Raw genomic sequence first — 24,314 nt, 5'->3', positions numbered from 1 at the left:
GTGCGGCGGGCGGTCCGGGTGGCGCGGGCCAACCGCTGGCGGCCGGCGGGGCGCTGGCCGGCGGCCCGGCGGGCGGTCCGGGCGGCGGGCCCTCGAAGGGGTCCCGGGCGGCGGGGCGGGCGGGCGGCACTGCCTCGTGGACGGGCCGACCGTCGCGGTACGGGCCCTCCCGGTGGGCGGCCTCCCGGTACGGGCCCTGCAGGCCCGGCTGACCCTCGCGGTAGCGGCGCGTGCCGTCCTCGTCGTACGGCCCCTGCGGGCGTGGGGTGCCTTCGCCATACGGCCCCTGCGGACGCGGGATGCCTTCGCCGTACGGCCCGTGGGGGCGCTGGGCGCCTTCGCCGTATGGCCTCTGGGGGCGTGGGGTGCCATCGCTGTACGGCCCCTGCGGGCGTGGCTCTCGCCTCTCGGGTCGCGGGCCACGGCCCTCGCCCGACGCACCGGGCCTGCCCGAGCCGCCCGACGTACCGGGCCTGCCCGAGCCGGCCGGCCCACCCGGCCCGGCGGAGTACAGACCCTGCGGCGCGAACCCTTCCCGGTACGGCTCGTCACGCCAGCCGGCCTCACGCGGCGTGTCGGGTCGGCCCGCTTCGCGCGGTGCGCCTGGCCAGCCGGCGTCGTGGGGCGCGTCGGGTCGGCCCGATTCGCGTGGTGAGCCTGGCCAGCCGGCGTCGTGGGGAGCGCCCGGCCGACCCGCCTCGTGCGGCGCGTCGGGCCAGCCGCCTCGGCGGGCGGCGTGGGGGTGCGGCGCCTCGGGACGGGCGGGGCCGCCCGGAGGGTACGGACCCGCGGGCGGGTACGGGCCGGCGGGACCACCGCCGTAGTGCGGCCCCTCCGCCGGGTATGACCCGCCCGGCTGGGGGCCTGCCCCGGAGCGCGGCCCGCCCGGCCCCTGCGGACCAGCCCCGGAACGCGGCCCGCCCGGCGACTGTGGGCCCGAGCGCGGCCCGCCTGGCGACTGTGGAGCGGCGCCCGACTGCGGCCGGGCGGCCGAATGCGACCCTGCCGGCGGGTAGGGACCCGCGGGCGGGTACGGCCCGGCCGGTGGGGCGGACTGTGGACGGGAGCGCCCAGCCTGGGCACCGCCGCGCGAAGCCGCGGACCCGCCATGCGCCCCCGGCCCGCCATGCGCCCCGGGCCCGCCATGCGCTCCCGGCCCATCGTGCGGAGCCGCCGGCCCGCCGTGCGGAGCAGCCGCCCCACCATGTGCCGCCGGCCGCGCGGGCGGTGCCGAGCGCGGCGCGGCGGGTGGGGGCACAGGAGACGACGGGACGGCGGGTGGCGGGGGAGCGGCAGCCGGGACCGCCGGCGGTGCCGACGGTCCCGGTGGGCCGGAAACCGGCCGCCCACGGGACGCCGGGGAGCCTGCGGCACCCGGCCACCCCGCCGCAGCCGGCGGCCCGGGCCGCTCCGGAGCGGGCGAGCCGGGCGCTGACGGCGGGGCGGGGGAGCGTGGTGGCACGGGGGTTGCGCGGCCGGTGGCCCGGCCGCTGCCCTTGCGGCGCCGCTTGATCTTGGGTCGTTCGCCGGTGGGCTCGTCGAACCGGTCCTCGCCGGCCGGGCGCTCCATGCCGGGCAGCGGTCCCGGGCCGACCACCCGGGCCCGGCCGGGCCCGCCCGGGCCGCCCCGCAGGTCGTCGAAGCCGCCCCCGCCGCCTCGCTGATCGTCGAGGCGGCGCCCGTCGTCGTAGCCGCGGCTACGGCCCCGCCCGTCGTCGTAGCCGCCCCCGCCGCCCCGCCCGTCGTCGTAGCCGCGCCCGCCGCCCCGCCCGTCGTCGAAGCGGCGCCCGCGGCCCCGCGGGTCGTCGAAGCCGCGCCCGCCGTCGGTGCCCCGCCCGTTGGGCCGGGGGTCGTCGTAGCCGCGCCGGGGGGCGCGTGGATCGTCGAAACCCCGGTCGCCGCCGCGCCGTTCGTGGCGTTCCTCGTACCCCTCGGCCGAGCGGCGGTCGTGCCCCGGCGCGCGCTCGTCCTCGCCGGGCCAGGCGCGGCGCTTGCGGTTCCAGCCTTCACCCGGGCCGGGGGGCGGGGCGTTCGGGTCGCGGACCGGGGCGGGTGTGCTGAAGCTGTCGCCGGCCCACGGTTCGTCCGACGGGAAGGGCTCCTCGATATCGAACGAGGGGCGGGACGGGCGCCCGTCGCGGGTGGACCGCCCGCGGGCGGGCCGGCGCGCCGGTGGCCCGCCCCGTTCCTCGTCCATCGGGCCGTATCCGGGTGCGTAGTCGTCGAAGCCTTTGACCGGCGGCGGCCCGTACCCCGGGGCGTAGTCGTCGAAACCCATCTCCGGTGGGGGTGCCTGGCCCGGCCGGGAGCGGCTCACCCGGCCGGCGCCGGGCTGGGACGGCACCGGTCCGCGCCGGTTGTAGCCCTCTTCCTCGTGCGGGTCGTAGGCGGGCGGGTACGGCCCCGCCGGCGGCCGACCGCGCCCCGCCTCGGGGCGCCCCCCGCGCTCGTCCTCTTCGTCGTCGGGGTCCTCGGCGGGGCGTCCCCGGCGGCGCTGCGTAGCGCCCCATGCCGACGTCTGGGCGGCGACCCACGCCGGATCGGCCTGGTGCGGCCGGCCTCCGGTGCGGTCGTCGGTCACGGGTCACCTCGTCACGAAAATTACCGCGAACTCGCCAGGGTGCCCCGGTAGATTCGCCCGGCCCGGAAAATACGCGGTTGGGCAAGGAGGGTAGTCGCGTGGGCTTCGTCATCGCCACTGAGACGGCCGCCCGGCAAGCGACAATCTGGTCACACGTGCGGATTTGCGCTTCCCTCGCAGCCGCCGGATTCCGCCGATACTCCACATATCGGCAGGCGACGATCGCTGGTGCCGCCACGAACATCACGTTCGGGCTGCTCCGCACGTACGTCCTGCTCGCCGTCGCCGGTGGGACCGCCGCGGGCCTGGCGGCCGGGTACGACCGGGCGCAGCTGACCACGTACGTCTGGGTCCAGCAGGGACTGATGGTGGTGACCCTGATCTGGGGCTGGTTCGATCTGGGCGACCGGATCCGCAGCGGCGACGTGGTGATCGACCTGCTCCGCCCGGTGCCCCCGGTGCTCGCCTACTTCGCCGCCGACGTGGGCCGGGCCGGGTATGCGGTGCTCGGCCGGTTCGTCCCGCCGGTGCTGGTCGGCGCGCTGGTCTTCGGCCTGTACCGGCCCGCGCGCTGGTACACGGTGCCGCTGTTCGTGCTCTCCGCCGCGCTGGCCCTGGTGATCTGCTTCGCCGGTCGGTACATGGTGAACGCCACCGCGTTCTGGCTGCTGGACACCAGGGGCATTGACTTCGCCTGGGTGCTCGCCTCGGGCATGCTCTCCGGGTTGTACTTCCCGCTGCGTTTCCTGCCCGAGTGGTTCACGCTCACGGTCTGGATCGGTACCCCGTTCCCCAGCATCCTCCAGGCCCCGGCGGACGTGCTGGTCGAGCGGGTGGCCCCCGGCCCGACCCTGCTGATCGTGGCCGGGCAGGCGGCGTGGGCGGCCGTGATGATGGTCGCCTGCGTGGTGGTGCAGCACCGCGCCGAGCGCCGCCTGGTGGTCCAGGGTGGGTGACATCCTGCGCACCTACGGTCACCTGCTGCGCGGTCAGATCCGCGGCCAGGCGTCCTACCGGTTCTCGTTCTGGTCCGCCCGCTCGGCGTGCTGCCGCAGTTGGTGCTCAGCGACCTGCAGCTGCGTAAGGTGTCCCGGATCGTGCTCGGCGCCGCCGTGTACGTGGGCGCGCTGGTCGCCGCCGACCTGCCGTGGACGCCCGCCCGGGTCGCGCTGGCCGTCGTGGCGCCGGTCGCCGGCACGGTGTTCTTCACCGCGCTGTTCCTGGTCGGCGCCTCGCTGACGTTCTGGTGGATCGAGGCGGCCGAGTTGCCCAACTCGTTCACCTACGGCGGGCGGGACTTCACCACGTACCCGGTCACGGTCTACGGTGGCTGGTTCCGCGGCCTGTTCGCGTACGGCCTGGGCTTCGCCTTCGTGGCCTACTACCCGGCGCTGGCGCTGCTGGGCCGGGCGGACCCGCTGGGGCTGCCGGCCTGGGTCGGGTGGTTGTCGCCGCTGGTGGCGCCGGTGGCGGCCGGCGCCGCCGCGGTGGTCTGGCGGTTCGGTATCCGGCACTACCGGAGTACGGGGTCATGATCATTTCGGTGCGCGGGCTGCGTAAGGACTTCACGGTACGGGCGAAGGCGGGCCGGTTCCGGCGGGAGCGGCGGGTGGTGTCCGCCGTGGACGGCGTCGATCTCGAGGTGGAGCGCGGCGAGCTGCTGGGCTACATCGGACCGAACGGCGCCGGCAAGTCCACGACGCTGAAGATGCTGACCGGGGTGCTGGTGCCCTCGGCGGGCCGGGTGCGGGTCTGCGGCCTGGAGCCGGTGGCGCGCCGCACCCGGCTGGCCCGGCGGATCGGCGTGGTGTTCGGCCAGCGCTCGCAGCTCTGGTGGGACCTGCCGCTGGCGGATTCGTTCGAGCTGCTGCGCCACGTGTACCGGGTGCCGGCCGCCGCGCACGCCGGCCGGCTCGCCCGCTGCCGCGACCTGCTCGGCCTGGACGAGTTCGCCGGGCGCCCGGTCCGGCAGTTGTCGCTGGGCCAGCGGATGCGGGGCGAGCTGACCGCCGCCCTGCTGCACGGCCCGGAGGTGCTCTTTTTGGACGAGCCGACGATCGGCCTGGACCTGGTCAGCAAGCAGGCGGCGCGGTCGTTCCTCGCCGAGTTGCACCGGGCCGGCGACACCACCATCGTGCTGACCACGCACGACCTGGCCGACATCGAGCGGCTCTGCGAGCGGCTCGTCGTGATCGACCACGGCCGGGTGGTGCACGACGGCAGCATCGAGGCGCTGCACGCCCGGTACGGCTCGCGCCGCCGGGTGGTCGTGGACCTGGAGGCGCCGCTGGCCGGCCCGCCCGAGCTGCCCGGCGCGCGCCTGGAGTCGGTCGCCGCGGACGGGCTGCGGCTCACCTACGCGCTCACCGGCGCCACCGCCGGCGAGGTGGTCGCCCGGCTGGCCGGGGCCGGCGAGCTGCGCGACCTGTCCGTGGTGGAGCCCGACATCGAGGACGTGGTGGGCCGGCTCTACGCCGCGCCCACGGGTGTTCCATGATCAGGATGGCCCAGGTGCCGGGTTCGAACTCCTCGTACAGGTGCGGCACGCCGCCGGGAATGTCACGTAGTCGCCCGCCACCTGATCGGCGTGGCGTAGCCGGTCAGGGGAGTGGCCCGTCAGGGCTTGGCGCCGATAGCGATGCGGGGGCGCGGGATCCGCATGCGGCGGAAGGTGATCGAGCGCATCACCGCGTACATGTACAGCGAACCCATGCGCTGGGTCGTCTTCGGGAAGCGCTCCCTGACCAGCCGCTTCACCTTGCGGGAGATGAACACGCCGTCCACGATCATGGCCAGCGCGAGGAACGCCCACAGCAGGTTGGAGACCTGGCGGACGATCAGCGGCATGGCGCCGTTGGAGCCGACCAGCACGACCAGCGCGCCGCCGAAGAACCAGGTGCCGATGCTGTACCGGCTATCCACGATGTCCCGGACCAGGGCGCGCTCCGGGCCCTTGTCCCGGGCGAGCAGGTAACGCTCGTCGCCGGCGCGCATGCCGGCGGAGGCCTCGGCCCGCTCGGCGCGCTGGCGCTCGCGGGCGCGCTTCACCGCCTCGCGCCGGTTGCTGGGCGCCTCCACCACCGTGCGGCGCTGGCTGCTCCCCCGCTTCGGGGTGACCACACCCAGATCCTTCTTGCTGGGGGTGTAGCTGCGCGGGCGGGCGGGGGTCGCGGCGGTTTCCGGCTCGGGGGTCGCCTCGGCCACCGACCCGGTGGCTTCGTCAACGAGGTCGGTGGAACGGCGGCGGAACAGGGACGGCACGCACAAAGGGTAGCCTCCCCGGCGGCCGATGCGGGAACCGGACCGGCCGCCGGGGAGCCGTGGCTAGCGTTCGACGTGGGCGCCGAGGGCGCTCAGCTTGGACTCGAAGTCCTCGTACCCCCGGTTGATCAGGTTCACCCCGTACACCCGGGAGGTGCCCTCGGCGGCGAGCGCGGCGATCAGGTGGCTGAAGCCGGCGCGCAGGTCGGGGATGACCAGGTCCGCGGCGTGCAGCTTGCTGGGGCCGGCGATCACCGCGGAGTGCCGGAAGTTGCGGCGGCCGAACCGGCACGGGGTTCCGCCGAGGCACTCGCGGTAGACCTGGATGGTGGCGCCCATCTTGTTCAGCGCCTCGGTGTACCCCAGGCGCTGCTCGTAGACGGTCTCGTGGACGATCGACAGCCCCCTGGCCTGGGTGAGCGCGACGACCAGCGGCTGCTGCCAGTCGGTCATGAAGCCCGGGTGCACGTCGGTCTCCAGCGCGGTGGCGCGCAGTTCGCCGCCCGGGTGCCAGAAGCGGATGCCGCCCTCGGACGAGTCGTCGATGGCGAACGCGCCGCCGACCGAGCGATACACGTTCAGGAACGTCATCATGTCGGCCTGGCGGGCGCCGCGCACGGACACGTCGCCGCCGGTGGCCAGGGCCGCGGCGGCCCAACTGGCGGCCTCGATGCGGTCCGGGATGGGGCGGTGGGTGTACCCGCCGAGCCGGGGCACGCCCTCGACCTCGATGACCCGGTCGGTGTGCACCTTGATGATCGCGCCCATCTTCTGCAGCACGCAGATCAGGTCGATGATCTCCGGCTCCACGGCGGCGTTGCGCAGTTCCGTGACGCCCTCGGCGCGCACGGCGGTCAGCAGCACCTGCTCGGTGGCGCCGACGCTCGGGTAGGGCAGCTTGAACTTCGTGCCGTGCAGCCCGTTCGGCGCGGTCAGGTGCAGGCCGCCCGGGGTCTTGTCGACGATCGCGCCGAACTCGCGCAGCGCCTGCATGTGGAAGTCGATCGGGCGCGGGCCGATGTGGCAGCCGCCCAGGTCGGGGATGAACGCGTGGCCGAGGCGGTGCAGCAGCGGGCCGCAGAACAGGATCGGGATGCGGCTGGAGCCGGCGTGCACGTTGATCTGGTCGACGTTCGCGCTCTCCGCGTTGCCCGGGTCGAGCACCAGTTCGCCGTCGGCGGCGCCGTCGGTGACCCGCACGCCGTGCAGTTCCAGCAGGCCGCGGACGACCTCCACGTCCCGGATGTTCGGCACGTCGTAGAGCGTGCTGGGCCCGTCGCCGAGCAGCGCCGCCACCATCGCCTTCGACACCAGATTCTTCGCCCCGCGGACGCGGATACTGCCATGTAGGGGCGTACCACCATGGACGGTCAGCACGTCGGCGAGAGGGGCGGTACCGGTCAACGCAACCTCCAGCGGGGGGAGAACGTGGTGCGGCCGTCGGGGAGCATAGCCCTCCGTGACCGTCGGCGCGCGGGGGAGGCGGTAATCCGGCATGAATCGGGGAAGCCGGGCAGCACTGTGTCACGGCCCATGACGGAGCGTTACCGAGCCGGGAGGTGCCGAGGCGGCGGTTACGGAAGCGCGAGCATCCGGTCCAGGGCGGCGCGGGCGTGCCCGGCGGTCACCGGGTCCACCCTGATCTCGTTCACGACCCGGCCGGCGACCAGCTCCTCCAGCGCCCACACCAGGTGGGGCAGGTCGATGCGGTTCATCGTGGAGCAGTAGCAGACCGTCCGGTCCAGGAACATGATCTCCTTGTCCGGGTGCGCCTTGGCCAGCCGGCGGACCAGGTTCAGTTCGGTGCCCACCGCCCACGCCGAGCCGGCCGGCGCGGCCCCGATGGTCTTGATGATGTACTCGGTCGAGCCGACGTGGTCGGCCGCCTGCACCACCTCGTGCCGGCACTCCGGGTGGACCAGCACGTTGACCCCCGGCACCCGCTCGCGGGCCTCCTCCACACAGCCCAGCGAGAACCGGCCGTGCACCGAGCAGTGGCCCTTCCAGAGCACCATCTTCGCGTCCCGCAGCTGCTCGTCCGTCAGCCCGCCGCCGGGCTTGTGCGGGTTGTAGAGCACGCAGTCGGCCAGGTCGAAGCCGAGCGACCGGACGGCGGTGTTGCGGCCCAAATGCTGGTCCGGCAGGAACAGCACCCGCTGCCCGCGCTCGAACGCCCACCGCAGCGCGCGCTCGGCGTTCGACGACGTGCACACCACGCCGCCGTGCCGGCCGACGAAGCCCTTGATGTCGGCCGACGAGTTCATGTACGTGACCGGCACCGTCCCCGCCGCGCCCGCCTCCGCCAGCCGCTCCCACGCCGCCTCGACCTGCGCCAGCGCCGCCATGTCGGCCATCGAGCAGCCGGCGGCCAGGTCCGGCAGGACGACCCGCTGCGCGTCCGAGGTGAGGATGTCGGCGCTCTCGGCCATGAAGTGCACACCGCAGAAGACGATGTACTCGGCGCCCGGCCGGGCCGCCGCCTCCCGGGCCAGCTTGAACGAGTCGCCCGTGACGTCGGCGAACTGGATGACCTCGTCGCGCTGGTAGTGGTGGCCGAGCACGAACACCCGGTCGCCGAGCGCCTCCTTGGCGGCCCCCGCCCGGGCCACCAGGGTCGGGTCGCTCGGCTCCGGCAGGTCGCCGGGGCAGTCCACGCCGCGCTCGCTGGACGGGTCGGCGCCGCGGCCCAGGAGCAGAAGCGCCGTGGCGGTGTCGGAGGGCTCTACCCAGGTGGAAGTCACGGGGCCATTGTCTCCCCACCGGACCGCGCGGCCGCCACGCTACCCCCTGTGGGATGCCACACTCGCACGCGTGCGCGTATTGATCTGTCCGGACAAGTTTGCCGGGACGCTGACCGCGGTCGAGGCCGCCACCGCGATCGCCGAGGGCTGGCGCGCCGCGATGCCGGGCGCCGATACCGTGCTCCGCCCGCTCGCCGACGGCGGCCCCGGGTTCCTGGAGGTGCTGGCCGCCGCCCTCGACGGCAGCACGGTGCCGGTGCGCACCGTCGACCCGCTGGGCCGCCCGGCCGCCGGCCAGGTCTTCACCGCCGGCGGCACCGCGTACCTGGAAAGCGCCCAGGCGTGCGGCCTGCACCTGCTGACCGGCGCCGAGCGCGACCCGAAGATCACCACCTCGTACGGGCTGGGCCTGCTGCTGGCCGCGGCGGTGGAGACGGGCGCCCGCCGGGTCGTGGTCGGCCTGGGCGGCTCGGCGACCACCGACGGCGGCGCCGGGATGCTGGCCGCGCTCGGCGCGGCGCCCCTGCACGCGGACGGGTACGCCCTGCCGTACGGGGGAGCGGCGCTGGCCGGGGTCGACTCCCTGGGCGGCGTCCCGCGCCTGCGTGGGGTGGAGCTGGTCGGCGCCACGGACGTGGACAACCCGCTGCTCGGCCTGCACGGCGCCGCGAACGTGTTCGGGCCGCAGAAGGGCGCCACCCGGGCGGACATCCTGCTGCTGGACGCCGCCCTCGAACGGTGGGCGGGCGTCCTCCAGACCCTGCGGACGTGCCCGCCCGGCCTGGCAGGCCTGCCCGGCGCCGGGGCCGCCGGCGGGCTGGGCGCCGCCCTGCTCGCCCTCGGCGGGCGCACCGAGTCCGGCATCGGGCTGGTCCGCCGGCTCACCGGCCTGGACGAGGCGCTGGACGCCGCCGACCTGGTGATCACCGGCGAGGGCTCGTTCGACCACCAGTCGCTGCGCGGCAAGGTGGTGGCCGGCGTGGCCACCGCCGCGGCGGAGCGGGGCCTGCCCTGCCTGGTCCTGGCCGGGCGGGTGGGCGCCGGGCGGCGGGAGGCGGCGGCGATCGGGGTCACCGAGGCGCGCTCGCTGGTCGAGCACTTCGGCGACGAGCGGGCGGCGATGTCCCGGGCGGCCGAGGGGCTGCGCGCGGTCGCCGCCCGGCTGGCCAGGCAGTGGACCCAGTAGTGTCCTGAGACATAACCCACCCGGAAGTTGGGGAATCTGCCGCTGAGCCGTTAGCGTTGGGCTAGCGGACAGTCACCGAAAATCGGCGTCAGGAGCACGACGTGACCACTACACCGCAGACCTCGACCGAGGCCGTCCCCGCCGAGGCACCGACCAGCGTGGTCCTCACCGACCTCGCGGCGCAGAAGGTTCAGGCCCTGCTCGAGCAGGAGGGCCGCGACGACCTGCGGCTGCGGGTGGCCGTGCAGCCGGGCGGCTGCTCCGGGCTGCGCTACCAGCTGTTCTTCGACGAGCGCTCGCTGGACGGCGACGTCGTCACCGACTACGACGGCGTGGGCGTCGTCGTGGACCGGATGAGCGCCCCCTACCTGGCCGGCGCCACGATCGACTTCGCGGACCGGATCGACGCGCAGGGCTTCACGATCGACAACCCGAACGCGCAGAACTCCTGCGCCTGCGGCGACTCGTTCCACTAACGGAGCCTTTCGCACAGCCCCCTGCCGGGTGTCCGGCGGGGGGCTTTTGCGTCCGCTAGGCTGACGCGCGCGTCACGGTCCCCGCCCGCCGAACCCCGAAGGTAGCCATGAAGATCGCCGTCGCCGGCTCGATCGCCACCGACCACCTGATGCACTTTCCGGGGCGCTTCGCCGAGCAGCTCCTCGCCGACCAGCTGCACAAGGTCTCCCTCTCCTTCCTGGTGGACGACCTGGTGCTGCGCCGGGGCGGGGTGGCCGCCAACATCGCGTTCGGGATGGCCCAGCTCGGGCTGCGGCCGGTGCTGCTCGGCGCGGTCGGTTCCGACTTCGTCGACTACCGGTCCTGGCTGGAGCGGCACGGGGTGGACTGCGAATCGATCTGGGTGAGCGAGGTGCTGCACACCGCCCGGTTCGTCTGCACCACCGACGACGACATGTGCCAGATCGCCTCGTTCTACGCCGGCGCGATGAGCGAGGCCCGCAACATCGAAATCGCCCCGGTGCTGGCGCGACTCGGCGGGCTGGACCTGGTGCTGGTCAGCGCCGACGACCCGGCCGCCATGACCCGGCACAGCGAGGAGTGCCGGGAGCGCGGCCTGCCGTTCGCCGCCGACCCGTCCCAGCAGCTCGCCCGGATGCCCGGCGAGGAGGTGCTCAACCTCATCCGGGGCGCCCGCTACCTGCTCACCAACGAGTACGAGAAGTCGCTGCTCGAGTCCAAGACCGGGCTGAGCGACGCGGCCGTGCTCGACCTGGTCGACGTGCGGGTCACCACGCTGGGCAAGCACGGCGTGGAGATCACCGGGCGGGGGCTGGAGCGGATCCACGTACCGGTGGCCCGGGAGATCCGCGCCTACGACCCGACCGGCGTCGGCGACGGGTTCCGCGCCGGCTTCTTCACCGGCCTGTCCTGGGGCCTCGGCCTGGAGCGGTCGGCCCAGGTCGGCTCGCTGCTGGCCACGCTGGTCCTGGAGACGATCGGCACCCAGGAGTACGAGGTGCGGCCCGGGGAGTTCGTGAAGCGGCTCGCCGACTCCTACGGCGACGAGGCCGCCGACGAGGTCCGCCCGCACCTGAACGCCTAACCGACCCGCCGCACGTCGAAGGCGGTACCGTCGGCGCTGACGAACTCCTGGCCGCGCATCCGGCACCACGCCGGGATGTCGTTCGCGGCCGCCGGGTCGTCGGCCAGCACCCGCACCACCGCGCCGACCGGCAGGTGGGGCAGGCGCCGGGCCAGCGCGATCACCGGCAGCGGGCAGCGCTGGCCCAGGCAGTCCAGCGTCTCGTCGGGGGCGGTCACAGCCCGGTCACCCCCGCCTCGGCGCGCAGGTCCGCGACGATCCCCGGCAGATCCGCCAGGAACCGGTCCACCTGCGCCCCGGTGGTCTCCCGGTGCAGCGACACGCGCACGTTGCCGTGCGACAGCACCCCCATCGCCTCCAGCACGTGCGAGGGGCGCAGCGTGGAGGACGTGCACGACGAACCCGACGAGACGGCGAAGCCGCGCCGGTCCAGCGCGTGCAGCAGCGCCTCGCCGTCCACGTACAGGCAGGAGAACGTGACCAGGTGGGGCAGCCGCTCCACCGGGTCGCCCACGACCTCCACGTCCGGGACGGTGGCCGCCACGGTGGCGCGGACCCGGTCCACCAGCGGGCGCAGGCGCGCCGCCTCGGCCGCCTCCTCCGCGCGGACCGCCCGCAGCGCGGCCGCCGCCGCCACGATCGCCGGCAGGTCCCGCGCCGGCTCCCGCTCGTCCTCCGGGTAGGGCGACTCCCAGCGGGTGCCCTTGCGCACCACCAGCACGCCCACGCCCGCCGGGCCGCCCCACTTGCGCGCGCTCGCGGTCAGCAGGGACCAACCCTCCGGTACCGGCATGCGCCCCACCGACTGGGCGGCGTCGACGTAGAGGGGCACCCCCGCCGCGGCGCACGCGCGCGCCGCGGTCGCCACGGGCTGCACCGTGCCCACCTCGTGGCTCGCGCTGATCAGGGCCGCCAGGGCCACACCGGGAGCCCGCACGGCCGCCTCCCACGCCGCCAGGTCCAGCCGGCCGAGCCGGTCCACCGGTACCTCGTGCGCGCCGGTGCCGGCGGCGGCGTGCAGCACCGCGGAGTGCTCGATCGCGGAGTGCACCACCAGGTCGCCGGCGCGCCGGCGCGCCTTCAGCACACCCAGCACCGCCGCGTGCGCCGCCGCCGTGCCGCTCGCCGCGAACGTCACCTCGTCCGCCCGCACGCCCAGCGACTCGGCCACCGACCCGCGCGCCGCGTCCAGCAACTGCCGCGCCCGCCGGGCCGGCGCGTACAGCCGCCCCGGATCCACCCAGCCGTCCGCCAACGCCGCCGTGAGTGCCTGCCGCGCCACGGGATGTGGCGGCGCCGCCGTGGCGGCGTCGAAATACCTCTCCCAACCCACCCGACGACGGTAACGTCCCGCTGGTCGAGTAGTGTGCGGACCGTTGGTGGACCGTTTGGGCCGCGGTGTCTGGTAACAGGTCACCGCGGGCGCCGCAAGGGAGGCAGGAGCAGGGTGATCGCTAGGTCTTCGGGGGCGGCTTCCAGGGTGCGCCGCCGTCGCGCGATCGGTCGTTTCGCCGGCCTGACGGCGAGCGCCGTCGCGCTGGTCGGCCTGCTCGCCGGCTGCGACGTCGGCAAGGCGTTCGGCCATTTCGGCTGGCCCAGTGAGGGCATCACGCCGCAGGCGCACCGGATGTACAACATCTGGATCGGCTCGACCGTCGCCGCCCTGCTGGTCGGCGTCTTCGTGTGGGGCCTGATCTTCTGGTGCATCATCGTGTACCGCAAGCGCGGCGACCGGTTGCCCGCGCAGACCCGGTACAACCTGCCGCTCGAGGTGCTGTACACGGCCACCCCGGTGCTGATCGTGGCGGTGCTCTTCTACTACACCGCGATCGTGCAGACGGATGTCGACAAGGTCTCCAAGAACCCCGACATGACCGTCGAGGTGGTCGCGTTCAAGTGGAACTGGCAGTTCAACTACCGCGACGGCCAGGGCGTGGAAGCGCACACCACCGCGTCCACGGTCGGCTCGACCGACTACATCCCGGTGCTGGTCCTGCCCACCGACCGGAAGATCCGGTTCGAGGAGACCAGCCAGGACGTCATCCACTCGTTCTGGGTGCCGGACCTGCTGTTCAAGCGGGACGTGTTCCCCGGCAACGTGCGCAACGTGTTCGAGGTCACCATCGACCAGACCGGCGCCTACGTCGGCCGCTGCGCCGAGCTGTGCGGCACCTACCACTCGATGATGAACTTCGAGTTGCGCTCGGTCACGCCCGACAAGTTCGACCAGTTCCTCGCCGCCAAGCAGGCCGGTAAGTCGACGCCCGAGGCGTTGACCGCGATCGGGGAGGCCCCGTACGCGGTCACCACCCACCCGTTCGAGACCAAGCGGCAGGAGAACAACTTCAACCCCGGACCCGCCGAGGGGGCCACCCGATGAAGGCCGAGTACCGCATCTTCTTCGGCGTCTCCGGCTTCCTGTTGGCCGTCGCCGTCATGTACGCCTTCTGGACCGCGGCCGAGACCCCCCGCGTGGAGGTCATCGGCGTGACGGCGCTGCTGCTGTCCGCGGGCCTGACCGCGATGTGCGGCGGCTTCTTCTGGTTCGTGGCCCGCCGCATCGACCCCCGCCCGGAGGACCGCCCCGACGCGGAGATCGCGGACGGCGCGGGCGAGGTCGGCTTCTTCAGCCCCGGCAGCTACTGGCCCTTCGGCCTCGCCGCGGCCGCCTCCCTGACCGGCCTGGGCCTCGCCTTCTGGATGTGGTGGCTGATCGCCCTCGGCCTGATCGCCGTCGTCATGGCCACCTGCGGCCTGCTGTTCGAGTACTACACCGGCACCCGCCGCACCGCGGAGCACTAGCCTCCGACCGCTTCACGACGCCCGCCCCACCCAACGCCGGGTGACGCGGGCGTCGCGGATGTGAGATCTTGGTACGACACGTCGCATTTCTGACCAGATCGGTACCAAGCTCCCGCCCGGTGGCCGCGACGGGCAAGCATGATCTCGATCAACTACTCAAACGCCTCGCCGCAACGCAGAGCCCCCACGAACGCGGCGTGACCCCCGACGAACTTACGCCCGGGACCACTTAGGTGGGTGCAGGATGGTCATCGATGACGAACACGACTCGGTGATCCAGTAGACCGGTGACGTCGTCGATGTATGGTCGCTCGTCTGATCGGGCGCCGCATGCCACGTAGAAGTCCACTGCGGATTGGCGTGCGTCGGCCCACATGAGGCGTTCCCCGGCGAGGCGTGCGCACTCGGCGACGGCGGCCAGCAGTCGTCGGCCGTACCCGCGACGTTGGCGTGCCGGGTCCACCGCCATGGCCCAGAAGTAGCGGGCCGGCGTGCCGGTCTCGGGCGGGTAGGGCCAGGATACGTGCGACACGACCGCGACGACGGCACCGTCCTCGATGATCGCCAGATGTGCCGCGTCGTCGTCATCGAGGCGCGAGCGTGGTTCGGCCCAGCCCAGCACGCTGCTGCGCAGCGGGTACGTCGCGGCCGCGGCGATGGCGACGATGTTGGTCACGCCACGTACGGTAGGCGCCCATCGTGGTGCGGGCTATCTACCCGAACCGGCCGTCGGCATTGCGGCCGGGAGCGGAAACGGCGACGCCCGCCGGACCACGGTCCGGCGGGCGTCGTGGCAAACGTGGAGCGGGCGGTCAGCGCCGGCCGCTCTCCACCTCCCGGCGCTGCGTGCCTTCGGTTCCGGTGACCTGGGGCGCGGGGGAGACCGGGGCCTCCGACGGGCGTTCGATGGGGAAGAAGAAGCCGCGGATCGCCGGCCCGAGGGCCCCGAGGCGGTTCATCTTCTTCGGGACCACCCAACCGCTGTACTCCAGGTCCGCGTGGCCGTCGTGGCCCGGGGCGGCCAGCGGCTGGTGCACCTCGACGAAGCGGCCGTCCGGCAGGCGCCGGATGATGCCCGTCTCCACGCCGTGCGCCAGGACCTCGCGGTCGTGCTGTTGCAGGCCCAGGCAGATGCGGTACGTGATGTAGTACGCCAGCGGTGGGAGCAGCAGCAGGCCGATCCGGCCGGCCCAGGTCATCGCGTTGAGGCTGATCCGGAACTTGTCGGCGATCACGTCGTTGCCGCCGGAGAGGGTCAGCACCAGCCAGAACGAGATGGCCATCGCGCCGAGCGCCGTGCGGGCGGGCACGTCGCGGGGGCGTTGGAGCAGGTTGTGGATGCGCCGGTCCTTGGTGAGCCGTTGCTCGATGAACGGGTACAGCGCCGGCAGGACCGTCAGGATGCCGGGGAGCACCACGGTCGGCCAGAATATCGGCGGCACCACGTAGTGCCCCCAGGGTGTGGGTATCGGCAGTTCCCAGCCGGGCATCAGCCGGGTCGAGCCGTCCAGGAACATGACGTACCAGTCCGGTTGGCTGGCGGACGAGACCGCCGCCGGCTCGTACGGGCCGAACAGCCAGAGCGGGTTGATCTGGAACAGGCCGCCCATGAACGCGATCACCGCGAACACGGCCATGAAGTAGCCGCCCTGCTTGATCGCGTACCGGGGGAACATCCGCTCGCCGACCACGTTGTCGTTGGTCCGGCCGGGGCCGGGCCACTGGGTGTGCTTCTGGATGAAGACCAGGCCGACGTGGATGCTGATCAGCGCGATCAGGATGCCCGGGATGAGCAGCACGTGCGCGATGTAGAACCGGCCCATGATGATCTCGCCGGGGAACTCGCCGCCGAAGACCGACGAGGTGACCCAGGAGCCGATGAGCGGGATCGACAGCATGATCGCCGAGGCGATCCGCAGGCCGGTGCCTGACAGGCCGTCGTCCGGCAGCGAGTAGCCGGTGAAGCCGGCCAGGAAGCCCAGCCAGAACAGCAGCGACCCGATGATCCAGTTCGCCTCGCGCGGCTTGCGGAACGCGCCGGTGAAGAAGACCCGGAACATGTGCACCACGATCGCGGCGACGAAGGTCAGCGCGGCCCAGTGGTGCATCTGACGCATCAGCAGGCCGCCGCGCACTTCGAAGGACAGTTGCAGGGCCGACTCGTACGCCCGGGACATGGTCATGCCGCGCAGCGGCGCGTAGGCGCCGTTGTAGGTGACCTCCCGCATCGACGGGTCGAAGAAGAAGGTCAGGAAGACGCCGGTGAGGACGACGATGATGAACGAGAACAGCGCGATCTCACCGAGCAGGAACGACCAGTGGTCCGGGAAGACCTTGTTGAGCACGCCACGCAGCGGCGTGGCCACCTTGAACCGGTCATCGACCTCCCCGGCGAGCTTGCCGGGTACCGCGGCGCGGTCGAATTTGCGCTTTCTCATGGCCGCTCCCAGAAGTCCGGGCCGATGACGTCCGTGTAGTCCCGCTTCGCCACGAAGAAGCCCTCGTCGTCCACCGTAATCTCCAGCTGCGGCAGCGGCCGGCTCGCGGGACCGAAGATCGGGGCCGCGTTGTCGGTGATCAGGAACTGCGACTGGTGGCACGGGCAGAGCAGGCGGTTGGTCTGCTGCTCGTAGAGGCTGGCCGGGCAACCGGCGTGCGTGCAGATCTTGGAGTACGCGATGTAGTCGCCGTACATCCAGTCCTCCCGGCCGGCGCGGTGGTTGGCCGCCCGGGCCTGGTCCGCGTCGCTCGTGCGCAGGTGGATCAGCAGCGTGGGGGAGTCCGCGTGCTCGTTGGAGCTGCCGTGTGGGATGCCCGGGAAGACGGTCATCTGGCCGCCGACGCTGACGTCCTCCGGCCGGATCGGGGTGCCGTCCTGGCGGGTCAGCCGCACCGGCTTGCCGCCGTTGTACGCGGGGTTCCAGCCCGTGGTGTACAGCTCGGGCGTCTCGGTGCCCGGGATCTGGTTCTTGTGCGGGTCCTCGATCAGGCCGCCGATCAGCGGGGCCGCGGCGACCAGGCCCACCGGGGCCAGGCCCAGCGGCAGCGCGAACTTCAGCAGCGGGCGCCGGCCGATGCCCATCTCCTCGCCCAGGTAGGCGATGGTCTGGCCGGTGATCCGGCGCTCCTGCTCGGACGAGCCGCCGGTGTGCCGCTGCTGGATCGACACCTCCCGGGGCAGCAGCTTCTTGCCCCAGGTGAGGATCCCGAAGGCGAGGCCGGCCAGGGCGAGGCCGAGGCTGGCGCCGAGGATGGGTGTGAACCACTGGGCGCCGTCCTGCCGCCCGAACTCCCACGGCCACCAGATGTACGCGACCAGGAAGACGGTCGCGGCCAGGCCGGTGAGCAGGAAGAAGCCGGCGATGGTGCGGACCACCCGGCGCTCGGTCTTGCCGCCGGGCACCGCGAACTGCGGCTCATAGTGGACGATCTCGATGTCGTCCAGCGCGGCGCCCTCGCGGAGCACGTCGAAGCGGCTCGAGGTGGGGCCGTGGATGCCCGTCTCGGTGACGTTTTCGCGTTCGGTCTGGGTGCTCATGACTTCCCCGCAATCCACAGCGCCGTGAAGATCAGCGCCACCATGCCGACCAGGAAGATCGCCAGGCCCTCGGTGACCGGGCCGAAGCGGCCCAGGTTGAAGCCGCCCGGGTCCTTCTGCTGCTGCAGGGTGACCACGTAGGAGATGACGTCGGCCTTCTCCTGCGGGCTGAGCTGGTTGTCGCCGAAGACCGGCATGTTCTGCGGGCCGGTCAGCATGGCGCCGTAGATCTGGGCCGGCGAGGCGGGCATCAGCGACGGCGCGAACTTGCCGGACGACAGCGCGCCGCCCCCACCGCCGAAGCCGTGGCAGGAGGCGCAGTTGATCCGGTACAGCTCACCGCCCTTGCTGGTGTTCGCGCCGGCCAGCATGGCCGGCACGTCGCCGGGCAGCTGGGGACCGCCACCCAGCTCCTGGATGTACGCGGCGAGCTGGCGGGTCTGGTCGTCGTTGAACACCGGCGGCTTGCGCTCCGCCTGGGCCTCCTGCCGGGCCATCGGCATCCGGCCCGTGGCGACCTGGAACTCGACGGCCGCCGAGCCGACGCCGAGCAGGCTGGGGCCGCGGTCGGTCACGCCCTGCGCGTTCGGGCCGTGGCAGGAGATGCAGCTCTTGTCGAACAGAGCCTTGCCCTCCTTCGCCGCCGTGGACAGCTGCGGGGTGTCCTCCGCGCTGGAGATGCCCGGGGCGAACGCGGCGTAGGCGCCGCCGGCGAGGACCAGCGCGGCGACCAGTCGGATGCCGGCGTTCAGGCGACGCCGGGCGCGACTGCGGCGCCGGGGCGCGCCGGTCGGGCGACGCAGCCGCGCGAGCAGGCCGCGGTGGCGGCCCGCCCCGGCGGGTGGGGAAGAAGTCATGGCCTCATACCTTTGCGGGTCAGCAGCGGTCAGGGGGCGGTGGACTACCGCAACCAATAGATCATGAGGAAGAGCGCGATCCACACGATGTCGACGAAGTGCCAGTAGTACGAGACGACGATCGCCGAGGTGGCCTGGGCCGGCGTGAACCGGCCCATGGTGGTGCGGGCCATGTAGATCAGGAAGGCGATCAGACCGCCGGTCACGTGCAGGCCGTGGAAGCCGGTGGTCAGGTAGAACATCGACCCGTAGCCGTCGGTGTTGATCTTGACGCCCTCGTCCACCAGGGTGCGGTACTCGTTCACCTGGCCGAGCAGGAAGATCAGACCCATCACGAAGGTGATGGCGAACCAGCGCCGCAGCGCGTGCACGTCACCCCGCTCGGCCGCGAACACACCGATCTGGCAGGTCACCGAGGACAGCACCAGGATCAGCGTGAACGGCGTCGCGTACCACAGGTTCAGGACGGGCGTGTGCTTCTCCCAGAGGCTGTAGTCCGCCGCACGGATGGAGAAGTACATCGCGAACAGTCCCGCGAAGAACATCAGTTCACTGGAGAGCCACACGATGGTCCCCACGCTGACCATGTTGGGCCTGGTCAACGAGTGGATCTGGCTCTTGGAGATGGCTGGGGCCGCAGTCACGGGCTCATTATTGCCCCTGACCTGCCCGACGATGCGCGCGGGGGAGGTACGACCGCGTGTCGTAGCGGTGGCATAGGCTGCTCGGGTGCAACCGTTCGACGTGACCCGCATCGTCACGGGTACCCGTGTCGACTCGTGGCTGGCCGTCGGGCTCGTCCTGGCAGCCGGCCTCTACCTGTATGGAGTGCACCGGCTGCGCTCCCGCGGCCACCCCTGGTCGCCGTACCGCACGCTGCTGTTCGTGGTGCCCGGCCTGGGCTCGATCGCCATGGTGACGGTCTCCGGGCTGGAGGCGTACGACACGACGCTGCTGTCCGCGCACATGGTCCAGCACATGGTGCTGTCGATGGTGTCGCCGATCTTCCTGGCCCTCGGCGCGCCGGTCACGCTCGCCCTGCGCACCCTGCCGCGCCGCCCGCGCGCCCTGCTGCTGGCGCTGGTGCACAGCCGGTACGTCCGGGTGGTGTCGTTCCCGCTCGTCGCGTACGGGATCTTCGTGGCCAACCCGTTCATCCTGTACTTCACCGGGCTGTACCGGCTGACGCTGGAGAACGTGTTCGTCCACGAGCTGACGCACGTGCACTTCATCGTGACCGGCTGCCTGTTCTTCTGGCCGCTGGTCGGCCTGGACCCGCTGCCCGGCCGCTGGCCGTACCCGGCGCGCACCCTGCTGATGCTGCTGTCCGTGCCGTTCCACACCGTGCTCGGGCTGACCATCATGCAGAGCAACACCCTGATCGGCGGCGACTGGTACCCGTCGCTGCACCTGTCGTGGGCCGACCCGTGGGCCGACCAGCGGGTCGCGGGCGGCATTCTGTGGGCCGGCGGCGAGGTGGTCAGCGTCGTGATGATCGCCGTGCTGGCCGTGCAGTGGATGCGCCAGTCCGAGCGGGAGGCCCGCCGCATCGACCGGCAACTGGACCGGGAGGAGGCGGCGGCCGAGGCCGCCGCGGCGCGGGCGGCGGCCGAATCGTCCGGTGGGCAGTCGCCCCCCGGCGGGTGACGGGTAGGATCCACCCCGCAGCTACCGGCATGAAGGCGAGTCAATGAGCGACCGTGTGAGCACCGTCCTGCTGTACAGCGACGACCCGGAGGTCCGGGAGCGGATGCGGCTGGCCGTCGGGCCCCGCCCCGCCGCCGACCTGGCGGTCGAGTTCGTCGAGGCGGCCACGTACGACGAGTGCGTGCGGCTGCTCGACGAGTACGAGATCGACCTGCTGCTGCTGGACGGCGAGGCGCACCCGGCGGGCGGGCTGAGCATCGCCCGGCAGATCCGCGACGAGCGGGAGGTCCCGCCGCTGGTCTGCGTGGTCATCGCCCGCTCCGCCGACCGATGGCTCGCCGCCTTCGCCCAGGTCGACGCGACCCTGATGCACCCGCTCGACCCGGTGGCCACCGGGCAGACCGTCGCCGGCCTGCTGCGCGGCGCCATCCAGCCGGCCTGAGCCGGCACCCCACCCCTTCTCTTCCCCGACCGGTCGCCGGGAGGCAGCCATGGGCGAACGCACCTGGCCGAACCTGCTCGCCGCGCTGCTGCGCGTCGAGGAGCTGTCCACCGCCGACACGGCGTGGGCGATGGGTGAAATCATGGCCGGCGCGGCCACGCCGGCCCAGATCGCGGCGTTCGTGACGGCGCTGCGCGCCAAGGGCGAGACGCCGAGCGAGATCGCCGGGCTGGTCCAGGCGATGCTGGACGCGGCCGCCCTGGTCGACCTGCCGGCCGAGGTCCGGGCCGACGCGGTCGACGTGGTCGGCACCGGCGGGGACCGCGCGCACACGGTCAACATCTCCACGATGGCCGCGATCGTCGTGGCCGGGGCGGGCGTGCGCGTGGTCAAGCACGGCAACCGGGCCGCCTCGTCCTCCTGCGGCGCCGCCGACCTGCTGGAGTACCTCGGGGTACCGCTGGACCTGGGGCCGGAGGGGGTGGCCCGGACGGTCCGCGAGGTGGGGCTCGGCTTCTGCTTCGCCGCCCGCTTCCACCCCGGCATGCGGCACACCTCGGTGACCCGGCGGGAGATCGGCGTACCCACGGCCTTCAACTTCCTCGGGCCGCTGACCAACCCGGCGCAGCCCCGCGCCGGCCTGGTCGGCTGCTTCGACCCCCGCATGGCGCCCGTGATGGCGGAGGTGTTCGCCCGGCGCGGCAACTCCGTGCTGGTGGTGCGCGGCGAGGACGGACTCGACGAGATCACCACCACCGGTCCGACCCGGGTGTGGGCGGTCGCCGACGGCCGGGTCACCGAGTCGCTGCTGGACGTGGCGGAGCTGGGCGTGGCCCGCTCCCAGCCGGGCGACCTGCGCGGCGGGGACGCCGCCTTCAACGGCGCGGTGGCCCGCGCGGTGCTGGCGGGGGAGCAGGGCCCGGTCCGGGACGCGGTGCTGGTCAACGCGGCGGCGGCGATCGCGGCGCACGCGGGCTTCGCCGGTGGCGTCCAGGCTTGCCTGGCCGCGGGGCTGGAGCGGGCCGCCGCCTCGATCGACTCCGGCGCGGCGGCCGCCGCCCTCGACCGCTGGGTCGCCTCCGCCACGGCGGCCTGACGGCCCCGCCGGGCAGGGCGCGCCCACGCGGGTAGGTCGGGTTACAGGGCCGTGGCGAAGGCGGCGATGCGCGTGGCGAGCGGGCCGGCGGCCCTGGCCCAGCGGAAATGGTCCAGCGGTGCACCGGCCTCGGCCCGCGTGTAGGTCTCGCGTTTGACCCGCGCGTTGGGCAGCTTGGCGCACAGGTGGTCCAGCACCGCGGCCGGGGTGAGGCCGTCGCCCTCGATGTCGACCGCGAGCACCGGCACGGTCACGCCGGCGAGACCCGCCTCCGGGTCGGTCTCCCCGAGCCGGGGGAAGCGGCCCGTGCGGGCGGTGTACGACCAGTCGCGGATGACGCCGCGGGCCTGGCGTCCACCGAAGCCCCAGCCGGGCCACACGCCCAACACCGCGGACGCCGCCCGGATGGCGCCGATCGACAGCCGGACGCCGTACCGGTTCACCCCCCGGTACAGGCGCCAGTGGGGCAGGCCGACGCCCACCAGCACCAGCCCGTCCACGGTCGGGTCGCCGGGGCCGCCGTCGCCGGAGGTGGCGAGGTGCATGAGGCACGCCTGCCCGCCGAGCGAGTGGCCGACCAGCAGGACCCGGCGGCCGGCCAGCCGCCCGGCCAGCGCCGCCTGCACGGCGGCCACGTCCGCCACCAGTTCCGGGTACCCGTACCGCGAGCGGCGCCCGGGCGGCGGCGTGCTGGCGCCGGTACCGCGCAGGTCGGCGACGACGACGGCGAGGCCGGCGGCGCGCAACTGTTCCGCGAAGGGCCGGTAGTAGCGGGCCGGGACCCCCATGGCGGGCCACAGGACGGCGACCGGTGCCCCCGCCACGCCCTCCGGTTCCGGGTAGTGGTGCAGCGCGACGCGGTCGGCGCCGCGCTCGACGAACTCCGGCACGGTGGGTCAGTCCGCCTCGGCCAGTCCGATGGCGAACGCCTCATCCAGGTCGTGCTTCGAGTAGGTCTGGAAGGCCACGTGCGAGTCGGTGCCGAGCACCCCCGGGACCTTGGAGATGCCGCCCGCGATCACCTCGGCGATCTGCTCGAACTGCCGGACCCGGACCATCGCGATCAGGTCCACGGTGCCGGTGACCGAGTACACCTCGCTCACCCCGGGCAGGGCGACCAGCGCCTCGGCGACCTCGGGGATCCGGTCGGCGGCGCAGTCGATGAGGACGATCGCGGTGATCACCGGTGGGCTCCTCGGCGTCGATGGCGGGAAACGCGTCTCATGCTAGGCCCTCCGCCGCGGCGACCGTGAGGTCGGTCCCGGCACGGACGGCGCCGGTCAGCCGCTCGCCGGGCGCCACCACCGCGCCGGGCCAGACCACGCTGGCCGTGACGCTGCCGCGCACGACCGCGCCCGCGCCGATCACGCAGCGCTCGACCGGGCCGGTGACGTCGGCGCCGTCGGCGATCAGGCTGCCGCCCCCGGCGGCGTGCAGGTTGGCGCGGAGGTAGTCGCGCGGGGTGCCGGTGTCGATGAACGTGCCGGCGTACTCGACCACGCTCAGCCCGCCCGCCCGCTCGGCCGGGCGCCACACGGTGCTGACCAGTTCCGCGTGCTCGTCGGTCAGGCGGCGCACATACCGCCAGGGCAGCAGCGAGACGCCGGCGAACTGGTACGGCCCGAACTCCTGCCGCCCGCCCCGCACCCCCAGCAGGCGGACGCCCTCGCCGTCCCAGCCGCGCAGCAGATCGGTCACGCTGCCCCCGGCCAGGTAGGCGTCCGCGTTGGCCACCAGGACCGGCCGGCCGCCGACCCACTCCCGCAGCCGGCCGACGCCGCCCGAGGTGCCCAGCGGCCCATCCGCCTCGTACGAGACGTGCACCCGGCCCGCCGTCCGCTCGTCGACGTGCGCCGCGACCAGGTCGCCCAGGTACGCGGCGTTGACGGCCACCTCGGAGGCGCCGAGCGCGGCGACCCGGGCGAGGGCCAGATCCAGCAGCGGGACGTTGCCGACCGGGCACAGCGCCTTGGGCAGCCGCGCCGTCAGCGGACGCAGGCGGGTGCCCTCCCCGGCCGCGAGCACGATCGCGCACAGGTCCGGCACGGGGTGGTCCATCACGGGGCGGCGGGTTCCGGAGCCTGCGGCCCGATGCCGTACCGGCCGAGCAGGTACGCGGTCGGGCGGGAGAGCCGGGGCAGGTCGTCCAGCGGGTGCCAGGCGGCCTCCAGCACCTCGGCACCGTCCACCCGCAGATCCGTCGTGGACGCCGGCACGCGCGCCTCGAACACCACGTCCACCCAGCCCTGCGTGTGGACGATCGCGCTCGGGGTGGCCGGGCGCAGCTCCTCCGGCCGCAGCCGGATGCCGGTCTCCTCGGCCAGTTCGCGGGCGCCGCCGACGACCGGCTCCTCCCGCCGGCGCAGCAGCCCGGCCGGCAGCGACCAGCCCCGGTTCGGCGGCTGGCGCAGCAGCAACAGCCGGCCCGACCCCTCGGCCTCCGAATCCCGGACCAGCACCACCGCACCCACGATGAACTTCTGGGTCAGCTGGCGCACGAGGAACCTGCGGGTGCGCGGTGGCAGCCGGTAGAAGATGCTGTAGACGGCGAGTCGGAGGGCGGAGCGGCTCGGGGTCATCCCGTCAGGCTAACGGTGCGCCG

General features: G+C 73.5%; 25 protein-coding genes. 11 read left to right on the top strand and 14 right to left on the bottom strand.

Going from position 1 to position 24,314, the window contains the following annotated elements; all coding sequences use genetic code 11:
* The first annotated feature begins 2,736 nt into the window (after positions 1-2,736).
* The 3 genes from KJS59_RS03445 (at position 2,737) to KJS59_RS03435 (ending at position 5,078) form a co-directional block, all read left to right on the top strand.
* A complete protein-coding gene (locus tag KJS59_RS03445; RefSeq protein WP_249713832.1) occupies positions 2,737-3,537 on the top strand; it encodes an ABC transporter permease in 801 nt (266 codons plus the stop codon).
* An 87-nt stretch (positions 3,538-3,624) separates the two neighbouring features.
* The gene (locus KJS59_RS03440) at positions 3,625-4,116 is read left to right on the top strand and encodes an ABC-2 family transporter protein (RefSeq protein WP_306345134.1); all 492 of its coding nucleotides are present in this window, start codon (positions 3,625-3,627) and stop codon (positions 4,114-4,116) included.
* A complete protein-coding gene (locus tag KJS59_RS03435; protein WP_213450742.1) occupies positions 4,113-5,078 on the top strand; it encodes an ABC transporter ATP-binding protein in 966 nt (321 codons plus the stop codon). Before KJS59_RS03440 ends, KJS59_RS03435 begins: the two co-directional genes overlap by 4 nt.
* A gap of 119 nt (positions 5,079-5,197) precedes the next feature.
* On the opposite strand, the gene KJS59_RS03430 is transcribed toward KJS59_RS03435, so the two are convergent.
* The 3 genes from KJS59_RS03430 to nadA all read right to left on the bottom strand — a co-directional run bounded on the left by KJS59_RS03430 (position 5,198) and on the right by nadA (position 8,583).
* Entirely contained in the window at positions 5,198-5,842 is a 645-nt protein-coding gene (locus tag KJS59_RS03430; RefSeq protein WP_213450741.1) for a DUF3043 domain-containing protein, read from the bottom strand.
* A 63-nt stretch (positions 5,843-5,905) separates the two neighbouring features.
* Positions 5,906-7,258: a UDP-N-acetylglucosamine 1-carboxyvinyltransferase gene (gene murA / locus KJS59_RS03425; protein ID WP_249713837.1), complete on the bottom strand. Its 1,353-nt coding sequence runs from the start codon at positions 7,256-7,258 to the stop codon at positions 5,906-5,908.
* Positions 7,259-7,416: 158 nt separating this feature from the next.
* Positions 7,417-8,583 carry a quinolinate synthase NadA gene (gene nadA, locus KJS59_RS03420; protein WP_213450739.1) on the bottom strand — a complete coding sequence of 389 codons (1,167 nt, stop codon included), beginning with the start codon at positions 8,581-8,583 and terminating at the stop codon, positions 7,417-7,419.
* Between the two features lie 46 nt (positions 8,584-8,629).
* Here nadA and KJS59_RS03415 point away from each other — a divergent pair, with 46 nt between their 5' ends.
* The 3 genes from KJS59_RS03415 (at position 8,630) to KJS59_RS03405 (ending at position 11,330) form a co-directional block, all read left to right on the top strand.
* Positions 8,630-9,769: a glycerate kinase family protein gene (locus KJS59_RS03415; protein ID WP_213450780.1), complete on the top strand. Its 1,140-nt coding sequence runs from the start codon at positions 8,630-8,632 to the stop codon at positions 9,767-9,769.
* Positions 9,770-9,870: 101 nt separating this feature from the next.
* Positions 9,871-10,245 carry an iron-sulfur cluster insertion protein ErpA gene (erpA, locus tag KJS59_RS03410; RefSeq protein WP_213450738.1) on the top strand — a complete coding sequence of 125 codons (375 nt, stop codon included), beginning with the start codon at positions 9,871-9,873 and terminating at the stop codon, positions 10,243-10,245.
* A gap of 107 nt (positions 10,246-10,352) precedes the next feature.
* A complete protein-coding gene (locus tag KJS59_RS03405; protein WP_213450737.1) occupies positions 10,353-11,330 on the top strand; it encodes a carbohydrate kinase family protein in 978 nt (325 codons plus the stop codon).
* Here KJS59_RS03405 and KJS59_RS03400 read toward each other — a convergent pair.
* Both KJS59_RS03400 and KJS59_RS03395 read right to left on the bottom strand, forming a co-directional pair.
* Positions 11,327-11,548 carry a sulfurtransferase TusA family protein gene (locus KJS59_RS03400; RefSeq protein ID WP_213450736.1) on the bottom strand — a complete coding sequence of 74 codons (222 nt, stop codon included), beginning with the start codon at positions 11,546-11,548 and terminating at the stop codon, positions 11,327-11,329. The two genes, KJS59_RS03405 and KJS59_RS03400, sit on opposite strands and share 4 nt — an antisense overlap.
* Positions 11,545-12,663, bottom strand: coding sequence for a cysteine desulfurase family protein (locus KJS59_RS03395; RefSeq protein WP_213450735.1), 1,119 nt, complete (start codon positions 12,661-12,663; stop codon positions 11,545-11,547). The genes KJS59_RS03400 and KJS59_RS03395 overlap by 4 nt, the downstream gene beginning before the upstream one ends.
* 147 nt (positions 12,664-12,810) lie before the next feature.
* On the opposite strand from KJS59_RS03395, the gene ctaC reads away from it, so the two are divergent.
* Together ctaC and KJS59_RS03385 are read left to right on the top strand one after the other, a co-directional pair.
* Positions 12,811-13,710, top strand: a complete 900-nt coding sequence (gene ctaC, locus KJS59_RS03390; protein ID WP_249713831.1) for an aa3-type cytochrome oxidase subunit II — start codon at positions 12,811-12,813, stop codon at positions 13,708-13,710.
* Positions 13,707-14,132: a cytochrome c oxidase subunit 4 gene (locus KJS59_RS03385; protein ID WP_213450733.1), complete on the top strand. Its 426-nt coding sequence runs from the start codon at positions 13,707-13,709 to the stop codon at positions 14,130-14,132. Before ctaC ends, KJS59_RS03385 begins: the two co-directional genes overlap by 4 nt.
* 229 nt (positions 14,133-14,361) lie before the next feature.
* On the opposite strand, the gene KJS59_RS03380 is transcribed toward KJS59_RS03385, so the two are convergent.
* From KJS59_RS03380 to ctaE, 5 genes are all read right to left on the bottom strand, one after another.
* Positions 14,362-14,808 (bottom strand): GNAT family N-acetyltransferase, encoded by a 447-nt coding sequence (locus KJS59_RS03380; RefSeq protein ID WP_213450732.1) that lies wholly within the window; start codon positions 14,806-14,808, stop codon positions 14,362-14,364.
* A 136-nt stretch (positions 14,809-14,944) separates the two neighbouring features.
* Complete coding sequence (gene qcrB, locus KJS59_RS03375) at positions 14,945-16,570, bottom strand: cytochrome bc1 complex cytochrome b subunit (protein WP_213450731.1); 1,626 nt, start codon at positions 16,568-16,570, stop codon at positions 14,945-14,947.
* On the bottom strand, positions 16,567-17,670 hold the full coding sequence (qcrA, locus tag KJS59_RS03370; RefSeq protein WP_213450730.1) for a cytochrome bc1 complex Rieske iron-sulfur subunit: 1,104 nt from the start codon (positions 17,668-17,670) through the stop codon (positions 16,567-16,569). The genes qcrB and qcrA overlap by 4 nt, the downstream gene beginning before the upstream one ends.
* On the bottom strand, positions 17,667-18,527 hold the full coding sequence (qcrC, locus tag KJS59_RS03365) for a cytochrome bc1 complex diheme cytochrome c subunit (RefSeq protein ID WP_213450729.1): 861 nt from the start codon (positions 18,525-18,527) through the stop codon (positions 17,667-17,669). Before qcrC ends, qcrA begins: the two co-directional genes overlap by 4 nt.
* Positions 18,528-18,571: 44 nt before the next feature.
* Complete coding sequence (ctaE, locus tag KJS59_RS03360; RefSeq protein ID WP_213450728.1) at positions 18,572-19,171, bottom strand: aa3-type cytochrome oxidase subunit III; 600 nt, start codon at positions 19,169-19,171, stop codon at positions 18,572-18,574.
* A gap of 85 nt (positions 19,172-19,256) precedes the next feature.
* On the opposite strand from ctaE, the gene KJS59_RS03355 reads away from it, so the two are divergent.
* The 3 genes from KJS59_RS03355 to trpD are packed head-to-tail and all read left to right on the top strand — an operon-like array spanning position 19,257 to position 21,712.
* Positions 19,257-20,174, top strand: coding sequence for a cytochrome c oxidase assembly protein (locus tag KJS59_RS03355; protein WP_213450727.1), 918 nt, complete (start codon positions 19,257-19,259; stop codon positions 20,172-20,174).
* Between the two features lie 43 nt (positions 20,175-20,217).
* A complete protein-coding gene (locus KJS59_RS03350) occupies positions 20,218-20,616 on the top strand; it encodes a helix-turn-helix domain-containing protein (protein WP_213450726.1) in 399 nt (132 codons plus the stop codon).
* A gap of 49 nt (positions 20,617-20,665) precedes the next feature.
* Entirely contained in the window at positions 20,666-21,712 is a 1,047-nt protein-coding gene (trpD, locus tag KJS59_RS03345) for an anthranilate phosphoribosyltransferase (RefSeq protein ID WP_213450725.1), read from the top strand.
* A 41-nt stretch (positions 21,713-21,753) separates the two neighbouring features.
* On the opposite strand, the gene KJS59_RS03340 is transcribed toward trpD, so the two are convergent.
* From KJS59_RS03340 to KJS59_RS03325, 4 genes are read right to left on the bottom strand one after another with little or no spacing between them, the layout of a single operon-like run.
* Entirely contained in the window at positions 21,754-22,602 is an 849-nt protein-coding gene (locus KJS59_RS03340; protein WP_213450724.1) for an alpha/beta hydrolase family protein, read from the bottom strand.
* Positions 22,603-22,608: 6 nt separating this feature from the next.
* The gene (locus KJS59_RS03335) at positions 22,609-22,896 is read right to left on the bottom strand and encodes an Lrp/AsnC family transcriptional regulator (RefSeq protein WP_213450723.1); all 288 of its coding nucleotides are present in this window, start codon (positions 22,894-22,896) and stop codon (positions 22,609-22,611) included.
* A 37-nt stretch (positions 22,897-22,933) separates the two neighbouring features.
* On the bottom strand, positions 22,934-23,770 hold the full coding sequence (locus tag KJS59_RS03330; RefSeq protein ID WP_213450779.1) for a sugar phosphate nucleotidyltransferase: 837 nt from the start codon (positions 23,768-23,770) through the stop codon (positions 22,934-22,936).
* Complete coding sequence (locus KJS59_RS03325; protein WP_213450722.1) at positions 23,770-24,291, bottom strand: NUDIX hydrolase; 522 nt, start codon at positions 24,289-24,291, stop codon at positions 23,770-23,772. Before KJS59_RS03325 ends, KJS59_RS03330 begins: the two co-directional genes overlap by 1 nt.
* Positions 24,292-24,314 lie beyond the last annotated feature (23 nt).

The organism is Rhizomonospora bruguierae (genome assembly GCF_018397995.1).
GTDB classification, from domain to species: Bacteria; Actinomycetota; Actinomycetes; order Mycobacteriales; family Micromonosporaceae; genus Rhizomonospora; species Rhizomonospora bruguierae.
This window is presented reverse-complemented; position numbering and strand designations above follow the sequence as displayed.